The organism is Spiroplasma sp. Moj, from assembly GCF_016082285.1.
In the GTDB taxonomy this organism is placed as follows: Bacteria; Bacillota_I; Bacilli_A; order Mycoplasmatales; family Mycoplasmataceae; genus Spiroplasma; species Spiroplasma phoeniceum.
In genome coordinates this window covers 1-10,434 of record NZ_MQTY02000028.1, presented here as the reverse complement: position 1 = coordinate 10,434, position 10,434 = coordinate 1, and the positions used below count along the sequence as shown (strand labels likewise).

Genomic DNA, 10,434 nt, shown 5'->3' with positions numbered 1-10,434 from the left:
CCAGCGGTAATCAGTCCGGAAATAATAGACGCTTTAACAAGCGATAGTCGTGATAAGTGCNAGGTCAACATCAAACGACATTAGACTTCTTGCATAACCTATTAAAATAATTGTAAATATTTTTAAAAAGATACTAATAGCAAATTATAATTTTAATTAATTATGTCTTTTATTTAAAAATTTAATATTTTCCTACAACGAAAAATGACTTTTTTATTTAAATTATTTAATTTTAAATACATCTTCTATGCTATCTATAATAATTGCAAATTATNNNTTCTATGATTACGATATTTTTCTGTAATAATTTTAAATTTTTTAAGAATAGCAAAAATATTTTCAATAATAATTCTCATTTTTGAAACTAGTCTATTATGTTGTTTTTGTGCTTTATTTAAAGGTTTTTTCTTTGTTTTCTTTGTAGGTATTAGAACATTATTGTGAATTTTTTGTATTCCTTGATAACCACTGTCAACTATTAATTTGGTATTTTTTAAAATTGAAATTTTTGATTCTTTAAATAAAGCATAATCATGTTTTTTTCCAAGCGAAAAACTTGTTGCAATAATTTTTTTGGTTTCTTGTTCGATAATTACTTGTGTTTTGATCGTGTGTTTTTTCTTTTTACCAGAATAAGATTGTTTTTGTCTTTTTTTGGGCGTTGGATTGGAGTTTCGGTAGCATCAATAATAATTGTTTTATCAATAAAATAATCATTTATTAGTGCTTTTTTACCAGCAAGTTGTTGAAAATCAGAGTTTTTAATTAAAATATCTTCAATTCATTTGACATTGCGATAACAACTAGCCTCACTAATATCAAAACTTTTACCAAGATGAAAAAAAGTACGATATTCTCGTCAATACGATAAAGTCATAAATAATCGATTTTTTAGTGATAATTTGTTAGCTTTGCCACCTTTTTTAAATTTTTCTATTTNAAATTTTTCTATTTCAGCAACCTTTAAAATATCTAACATTTTATTAAAAGTGGCTTGTTTTATTCCTGTTAATCGGAATAATTCTTTATCATTAATAAAATCAAATTTATCAAATTTCATAATTTTAGATTCCTATAATTTCTATTTTAAATATATTTTATAGGAATTTTAAAATAACTAGGTTATGCAAGAAGTCTATTAAANNANNAATNNATANTTATAAAATTTTAAAAAATTAAAAAATCTTATTAATTAAAAATTAATAAGATTTTTTTATGACAACGTAATTAATTCTGGTGATTCTAAAATTTCTTTTAATCGTGTTAAGAAAATCCCTGCTTCTGCAGCATCAATAATTCGTTGATCAATTGTTAAAGCAAGATTCATTATTGAACGAATTACTAGTTTATCCCCTTTTATGACAATTGGTTTACGAACAATACGCCCAACACCAATTACTGCTGAATTAGGATAAAAAATTGTTGGTGTTGCATTAACTGCTCCAATCATTCCATAGTTGGCAATAGTAATAGTACTTCCTTTTAATTCATAATCATATAATTCACCTTGACGTAAATGTTCAATTGTTTCTTGAATGTTAATTGCAATTTGTTTTAAACTCATTCGCTCAGCAAATTTAATAACTGGAATAACTAATCCCTCACTAGTTTCTGTTGCTAACCCAATGTGTTGTGAATTTTTAATTACAATTTGATTTGTTTTTGAATCATAATATGAATTTAATTTTGGATATTCACTTAAAGCTAACGAAACTGCTTTTACTAAAAAACTCATTGTCGAAAATCGAACACCATGCTCAGCATTAGCATTTTTTAATTTTCGTTGTTGATCAATAATTGCTGACATATCAATTTCAGTATTAATTGTTAATGGTGGTACATGTGCTTGAGACATAATCATTGATTGAATCGCAGGATATCTTGTTGATTTAATTTCTTCTCTTGTTTCTAATCCCTGTGGTTCAACTTGACTATTAGTATTAATAATATTTAAATTGTTATTTAATGGTTGTACCAAGTTTCCATAACTATTAGGAATTGTAGTTTCTGTGGAATTAAATTTTTTAACTTGTAAATTATGTGCTTCACAATTATGTTCAGTTTTTAATTCAGGCCTTTGTTTATTATTAAATTTAAATTCTTTTAACATCTCTTTTAAAACAGGATCTGACTCATTCATTGTTTTTAACATTTGTTGCATTAACATATATTGCATCATTTTTTCAATGTTTGTTCCATCTGTATTATTATTTACTTGACGTAAACTTTGAATTTCTCGTAATAATTCATTTTGACGATTATTTTGTTCTTGATTAACTAAGCGTTCTTTTAAAATTGCCAATTCAATCATTACATTATTGTCAATTGTACCTTTTAAACTACAGTTACTTTCATCACTGTTTTCAAGTTGAGTTAATTGCTTAGATGATTGTTGTTTTTCATATGATAAAGATGGTTTAACTATATCATCATTTGTTTTTTTCTGATGCGAATTATTATCATAATATTCATTATCTAATATTTTATATTGTGATTCAACTTCCTCAAAAGAAGGACGCTGATAATTACTAATTCCTCCTAAAACAGAATCAATTTCAACATTTCCTTTTGCAATTTGCTCCATTCTTTTCTTAATTAACTCTCGTTGATTTCTTGTTTTTAAAATTTTTTCTCGTTGCCCATTATCATTTAATTTTTCATATAAACGATCACGATAAGATTTTAATGTAGAAAAATGTCCTTGTTTTTTTTCTTTCGCTTCATTTGACTCATTTGGATCAATTGTGTAACCATCAGCAGAAATATAAGCTTCATCAGATAATTTTTTGTCATTTGTTTTAAAAGTATTAACATTGTCATTATAATTAGAAGCAGAACTACTATACCCAGTTTGTACTTCTGATGATACATTTCTTTTAACTAAATCATTCATTCTTCCTTGGACAATATTACGTAAAATTTTAGGACGTCCATCTTCATCTAAAAAATCCATTGAATTTTTGGAATTATCACTTTCTAATGATAACTCATGAAAATCATTATTATTATGTAATTGCTCACGACGTTGATTTACAAGATTACGAAAACTAGTATTTTCATTTTGACCACCAAAAAATGCTGCTGCATTAATTGGTACTTCATCTTGATGCTTTGTTGTATTAACTAAATATTTTGCATATTCTTTTGCTTGATTTTCTTCTGTTAATTTTGTTTGTCCAATTGGAATAGCATTCGTTATAATATTGTTGGGAATAGAAGGCGGTTGATTCAAATTATTTGTTTGTGATTCAAAGTTACCATCTTGAAACATATTACTATTCAAATCAGGAATATTAACCATTGTTGTCTTCGACTCACTTTTTATTTCTTTATTCATTGGGTTTTTAATTGTATCAATTGAAGGAATTTTTTCTCGATTATTAATAATATCATTATCATTAATTTTTAAATTTTTAAATGATAATCTTCGTGTTTTCTTAGGACCAAAAGATAATGCTGTTTCATCCCATCGTTTCTGTTCTTCTTGTGTTATTTTAGTGGGTTGTTCAAAAAGTTGTTTTTGTGATGATGAATTGTTTTGTTGCTGAAAATTAATAGATTGATTTTGTTCAATATTTGTTGAAAAATAAGAACTATTAATAGTATTCTCTTTAGAAAAGGGAGTTCCACCATTTTGGTTAAAATTTTGTGATAATATCGAAGTATCATATGGCTGTTGTTCATTAATTAATACAGCTCTTGAATTAATAATGTTTTCATTATTGTAAACTTGTTGCTGATTCAATAAAGGTGGCGTAAAAGTTGGATGTAAAGTATTTTCGTTTCCAATACTAATTCCTGAATAATCATCTTCTTCAACATCATTTCATTTTGTTCCAAATTGACCATTTTTTGTTGTCGAAAATTTTACCCCTTTTTTATTTAAACGAGTAAATTCGTTATCTTCAAGACGTTTAAAATAATACTTTTCAATTTCATCTTCAGTTGTTAGCAAATTAGCAATAACAGCATTGGGTTTAATTTTAGTGCCTTCTTTAATTTGCTTAACAATAATTCCATCCATTGGAGCTGTAATAATAGATTCACCATTTTCAGTTTCAATTAAAGCAATTTTATCACCTAATTTAACTTCTTCATTCTGATATAAAAATTTTTTTAAAATTCCTTTTTTTTCTAACGTTAATACTCTAATTTTTTTCATTGTTTCTGATTACCCCATTCAAAAAAACTTAATATGTTTTATTAAATTTAGTTTAGCCACTTTTATACTCATTTTATTATAAAGTAATTATATCATACATTCACTGTTTTTTAGTATTAAAATAAAAAGTAACATTATACACAAAAAATAAAAAAATGCAAAATTTTTACATTTCTTTCGCATTTCTTTTTATCCTTTTTACTTTATTATTTTTACTTTATTATCAAATTCTGTAATATGCTTAGTTTCTGTTAAATTTTTTACCCATTTTTTTCGTTTTAAAATAATCAATGCTCAAATTGCTTTTAAACTGTCAACTGATTGCATAATTAATACAATATAAATAATATCTAAATTTGAAGTAAAAATTAAAATTGCTAATAATGGTACTGGCACTAATCATGTGAATAAAGCATCTAAAACAAAGGCATTCATCACAGCACCACCTGTTCTAATAATGGCATAACTTGTTGCAGCAATCATTAAACAAGGATATCATAATCCATAAGCAAAAAGCATCCAATGTGCAATTCTAAATGTTTCTGGCGTATTATTTACAAACAATAATTCTGGTAAAAATCATCCTCCTGCAACTAAAATTAATCCTGCAATAATTCCAACTAGAAAAGACAAAATAACTAAATGTTTACCATTATATTCTGCCTCTTCTAAATTATTACCCCCTAACCGGCTGCCAACTAAAACTGAAGTTCCCGCAGCAAATCCATGATACAGCGGCGTATATAAAGCAGCAATAATTGTTGAAAAAATCGCATTTGCTGTTAAAGCATCTAAACTATAATATGCTCGTAATTTAACTTGTACTACCATTCCGACTGATCAAAAAATTTCATTTAAAACAATTGGTCAAGCTTTTTGAAACGCTCGTTTTGTAACATAACCATCAAAGTGTCATCAATTTCGAGGAATAAATTTATACCGTTTATATGAAAATAAAACTATCATAAAAACAAGTTGCAAAATACGTGAAGCTGACGTAGCAATCGCGGCTCCTTGTACACCAATTCCATTAAAATTTGCAATAAAATTTGGTTCAATTAAAAATGGATTCATAAAACAATTCGTACTTAAAGCAATAACTGAAATTCATACTGCCAAACCTGTTCGACCAGTTTCACGTAAAGTCGTAATAAAAGCAATGTTAATTGCTAACAATGGATATGATAAAGCAACTATTTTAAAATACTCTGCTCCTTCTAATATTGAAATTGACGCTGCTCTATATTCAAAATATTTAAACCACTGAATTGCTAAATCTTTATCCTCAGGTTTTAATTGTGCAACTATATCAGGGCGAGGAGCATATTTTGGTGTTGTAGTAAAACTAATCATTTCATAACCACAAACCTGCGATAAAATTAATACAATAAGGCAAATGATTAAACAAACATAAATTTTTAATAATGTTACTTGTTGTAATTCTTTATATTTTTCAGCACCATAATATTGTGCATTAAAAACTCCAAAGCCATAACAAACTCCGCTTAGAATTGCAAACATAATAAAATAAAGTTGGTTAGAGGCAGCAACTCCATTAATTGCTAATTGTCCTGCTGTATAATGATATCCAACATAATTTCCTAAACCCCAACTATCTCAAACTGCTTTTACATGATAAACATTATCTGCTCCAAAAATATATTTAATCTCATTAAATAGTTCTTGATAACCATGGACATTTTTTTGAATTGAACTTGCAAAAAAATTATCAACTAAGTCTGTTGATTCCATAATAATTTCTTGTAATGTTGCTAATAAAATTAGTACTAATGCAGTCGCATATCATTTTTTTGAGGCAAAAAATTTCAGATGTTTTTTGCCTTGTACTTTTATCATTGTATCCCCCTTATATAATGAGCCTAAAATATCCTGGAAATATTATAATATAAAAAAATAAAAATTATGATTTTTATTTTAAGTTATCTTTATCTTGATTTTTATTCTTATTCTTATTTACTGTTTTTTGCTTTTTGTGTTTTTTCTTGACTTATCAATTTTTTGCCATAAACTTTCTAATTTTTTATTTTCACTATGATTTGCAACTTGATCAGTTCTTCGTTTGAAAAAAAGAACTAATCCAATTATAAGCATTAAAATTATTATTGAAATTAATAAAGCAGCTCATCATGGAAGAACATCGAATAATGATTTTACTAACAAATGCATTGTCTTGTCCCCCTTTTATATTAATATTTTCTATTATACACAAAAAATAAAAAGATTAATAATCCTTATTATTAATCTTTTTTTAATTTGGGTTTGATGATTACTTTTTTGTTATATGGCGGTGATTATGTTCTTTTTTTACTTTTTGAGATTTTTTATTAGCAACTACTTTATTAGTATGTTTTTTTACCACAAATTGTTTCATTGAAATTGTTTCACCAGTACGTTTTTTATCTACAACTTGTCAGAAACCATACATAAAGGCAGTAATTAAAGCCCCAATAATCATAAATAAGAATGCTAGTAATGTTCATCCTCAAGCACTAGCTCATCCATAAACTCCAGCATCACCATTACCACGACCTAACGCTGATAAGAATCCAACAATTGGTCCACCATGACCAGCCAAATCAGCAATTCCTACAGCACCAGCTAAAGCACCCGCAATTGCTGAACCAACAATGTTACTTGGAATAACACGTTTTGGATCATTAACTGCAAATGGAATTGCTCCTTCTGAGATTCCAATACATCCCATAAAGAATGCTGTTGAACCCATTGTGCGTTGTTCTTCATTATAGAATGGTTTAAAAATTCATGTTGCAATTCCCATTCCCATTGGCGCAACTGGAATTGCAACTGCCATTGCCCCCATTGGTGTATAAATTTTTGAACCAATTAAACCTGTACATGCTAAGAATGCAACTTTATTAATTGGTCCACCCATATCAAAACCAGCCATTGCTCCGATCAATAGTCCAAAGCCTAATCCAATTGCTACATTAGCAGCATTTGAAGTATTACCTCATGTTTGTGAAATTCAATCTTGGAATTTACCCATTACTCAACCAACAGTTGAGCCAATCACAAAAATCATAATCATTCCATAGATAAAGCCGACAACAATTGGAATAAAGAAGATTGGCATTAATGGTTTTAATCCTTTTGGAACATTTCAAGTATTAATTCATTTAACAGTATATCCAACCGCTAATCCGGCTGCAATTGCTCCAACGAATCCAGTTGGAGTATTAACTGCTTCAATTCCTGGTAAAGGATAAAAGTTAACAGCATTATTTCCAATAAATGAAACAACTAAAACTGGAGCAATTGCTGAACGACCAGCAATTGAATTAGCAATAAATGCTCCCAAAATTGGAATCATTAATGTAAAGGCTGATACCCCTATAACATTAAGATAATAGAAAAAGTTTTTTGGGTCAGTTAATGGGTCAGTATAAAATATTTCTCCTCAATGTGCTGTTGTTCCGCTAGCATCAGGAATTCAACCCATTCCTTTTAATGAACCATGAAAATTCTCATAGTTGGGACCATAAATTGCTTTTGCTAATCCTAATGAAATAGCAATAAAAATTCCTCCTAAAATAACAATTGGAACCATATATGAAACCCCAGCCATTAAGTGTTTCATTACTCCAACTTTTTGGTTGCTACCATTAGCACCCTTAGTAATAAATTCTCCAGTTGGTTGCACTTTTCCTTCTTTTAGAGCGGCATTAATAACCCCTTCTGGATCTTTAATTGCTTTTGCAACTGGACAGTTATAAACTTTTTTTCCACTAAATCTTTCCATATCAAGTCCAATATCCGTTGCAGCAATGATTACTTCGGCTTCTTTAATTTCTTCCTCTGTAAAATCATTGCGAACACCTTCAGCTCCATGTGTTTCAACTTTAATGTCGTATCCCATTTTAGGAGCAGTTTGGTTTAATTTATCCGCAGCTAAAAAAGTATGCGCTACTCCTGTTGCACAAGCTGTCATTGCTAAAAGCAACGGCTTTTGACCAGTTGGAATCATTTTGGTTGGAACCTCTTCTTTTCCAATCCCAGTTAATAATGCTGCTGAAATTTTTGCTTTGTCTGTTTCAACTTTCATTGCTTTTTTAAAATCTTCATCCATTAATTTTCGTGCTACTTTACTTAAAATTCTTAAATGAATTTCTCCTGATTTAGCTTCAGGAATAATTAAAGCAATGGCAACTTTCGTTGGTTTACCATCCATTGCATTTCAATCAACATCATTTTTGAAACGAATAAATAAAACCGCTGCATTTGTAACAGCACTAATTCGTGCATGAGGAATTGCAAAGCCATCTTCAAAACCTGTTGAAGATTCTTTTTCTCGGGCCTCAAAACCTTTAACAAGTTCATTGCGGTCAGAAACATATCCAAGATTTTCAGCTAATTGAGCAAGTTCTAAAAAGCTTCCTTCTTTAGTTTTAGCTGTTGAATCTAAAATAATATGTTTTTCATTAAAAATGTTATTATACATATAGTTTTTTCTCCTTCCATTTATAGTTTACTATTTTAAAATTAAAACTCAATAATTTTATTAAAAAAATCTATTTTTAAATATAAAATGGAATTTTTTTTCTATAAAATTAAAATTTAATAAGTGTCATTTTTTTAGTTAAAAAAAGAGCAAAAATTTGAATTTTTGCTCTTTTTAAATTTATCTTTTATAACTTAATAATGCTTTACCCTTAACATTTATTGTTAATTTTTGCGCTAATTCCACAGTTATTGCTGATTCACCTGCTAAAAGTTCTGTTGTTCCGATGGTTATTTTTCCTTCAACAACTGTTACTTGTGCTCATTTTATAGTATTTAAATCAAGTTCTCGTGTTTTTGTTAATAAATGTAATGTAAAATATTCATTATCAATTAAAATTCCTTCATTACGATGAACAATTTGATTAGTTGAATCAGGAACTGTTGTTACATCAAAACATTCTTGTAAATGAAGCGGACGAAAGTTTTCATCTTTATCAGCACGATCAAAGTCATAAAAACGATATGTTATATCTGATGAACGTTGTAATTCAAAAACTGTTACACCTGGGGTAATGGCATGAACTTTACCTGGAGGAACATATAAAAAATCCCCTTTTTGTACTTTTACTTCTGTAAATAATTGTGCTCATGCCTTTTTTTCAACCAATTGAATTAATTCTGCTTTTGTTTGAGCATAATGTCCATAAATCATTTTAGCATCAATAGGGCAATCAAGGATATATCAGCATTCAGGTTTACCTAACATTTTGTTATGTTTTAAGCTATATTCATCATCAGGATGAACTTGAACTGATAAATAATCATTTGCTGTAATAATTTTGGATAATAAAGGAAATTCTTTATCAGTAGTTCCAAAATATTCTGGATGATTTGCAAAAAATGTTTTTAATGATACTCCCGTCTCAGAACCATTCGCAATATAACTCATTCCATTATCTAATGTACTAATCACTCATGCTTCACCATATAAGTTATTTGTTGGCAATTGAAAACCAAAATCCGCTAATTTTTGTCCCCCTCATAAACGTTCTGAAAAATATGGTGTCACTTTAATTACTTTATACATAAATGTCCTCCTCAGTTTTTCTATTATATTAAACCACAAAAACTGAAAAAAATAATATTATCATTAAAATTTATAGTAAGATATATTTAACTAATAAAATGATTGGAGTCAACAATGGAAATTATTCGTATTCGAAGTTATCTTAAAAAAATTAAATGGCATTTATTATGACTTTTTGCTGCATTAGGTATTGTAACAATTATTTTTATAATTATTTTCCTAGCATTAAAAAACATGTCATCACAATATAAATTAATTTATTGTTCAATTTTTCTTGTGGTTAATTTAATTATATTATTTATTAATTATTTTATTATTAAAAACCCCTTTATTTTTTCAAAAATTTATTATTATGACAACAACAAAAATCGATTACGTTTAAGTTTATATTTTTATTTTTTTGTTTTAATCATTACAATTGTTTTCTTCTTTTTAACTTTAATTTCCATCCAACTAATTTTAAAAACAACTTTTAGTCTTGTAATTAAGCGATTGTGATATGTTGGCTTAGGATATGTTCTATGAAGTTGTAGTATTATTGGTGGATTTAATACCATTAATTTAATTATTTTAAATAAACCCATTCCACCACAAAAATCTACTACCTAAAATCATACACTAAAACTCATTGCAAAACAGTAGACTTCTTGCATAACCTATTAAAATAATTGTAAATATTTTTAAAAAGATACTAATAGCAAAT

Annotated in this window: 7 protein-coding genes; 1 reads left to right on the top strand and 6 read right to left on the bottom strand. The window is 27.7% G+C overall.

Features of this window, described 5'->3' with window-relative positions; all coding sequences use genetic code 4:
- Nucleotides 1–254 precede the first annotated feature (254 nt).
- From BST80_RS02240 to BST80_RS02215, 6 genes are all read right to left on the bottom strand, one after another.
- A protein-coding gene (locus BST80_RS02240) for an IS5 family transposase (protein ID WP_415745769.1) occupies nucleotides 255–1,060 on the bottom strand; the annotation gives its coding sequence in 2 pieces (ribosomal slippage) (nucleotides 255–649 and nucleotides 649–1,060; 807 coding nt in all).
- Between the two features lie 153 nt (nucleotides 1,061–1,213).
- Entirely contained in the window at nucleotides 1,214–4,162 is a 2,949-nt protein-coding gene (locus BST80_RS02235) for a 2-oxo acid dehydrogenase subunit E2 (protein ID WP_415745768.1), read from the bottom strand.
- 198 nt (nucleotides 4,163–4,360) lie between these two features.
- A complete protein-coding gene (locus BST80_RS02230; protein ID WP_415745767.1) occupies nucleotides 4,361–6,019 on the bottom strand; it encodes an MATE family efflux transporter in 1,659 nt (552 codons plus the stop codon).
- Nucleotides 6,020–6,136: 117 nt separating this feature from the next.
- Complete coding sequence (locus BST80_RS02225) at nucleotides 6,137–6,349, bottom strand: hypothetical protein (protein ID WP_415745766.1); 213 nt, start codon at nucleotides 6,347–6,349, stop codon at nucleotides 6,137–6,139.
- 100 nt (nucleotides 6,350–6,449) lie between these two features.
- Entirely contained in the window at nucleotides 6,450–8,642 is a 2,193-nt protein-coding gene (locus tag BST80_RS02220) for a fructose-specific PTS transporter subunit EIIC (RefSeq protein WP_415745765.1), read from the bottom strand.
- A gap of 180 nt (nucleotides 8,643–8,822) precedes the next feature.
- Nucleotides 8,823–9,731: a type I phosphomannose isomerase catalytic subunit gene (locus BST80_RS02215; protein WP_415745764.1), complete on the bottom strand. Its 909-nt coding sequence runs from the start codon at nucleotides 9,729–9,731 to the stop codon at nucleotides 8,823–8,825.
- Nucleotides 9,732–9,845: 114 nt separating this feature from the next.
- On the opposite strand from BST80_RS02215, the gene BST80_RS02210 reads away from it, so the two are divergent.
- Nucleotides 9,846–10,340 (top strand): hypothetical protein, encoded by a 495-nt coding sequence (locus BST80_RS02210; protein WP_415745763.1) that lies wholly within the window; start codon nucleotides 9,846–9,848, stop codon nucleotides 10,338–10,340.
- Nucleotides 10,341–10,434 lie beyond the last annotated feature (94 nt).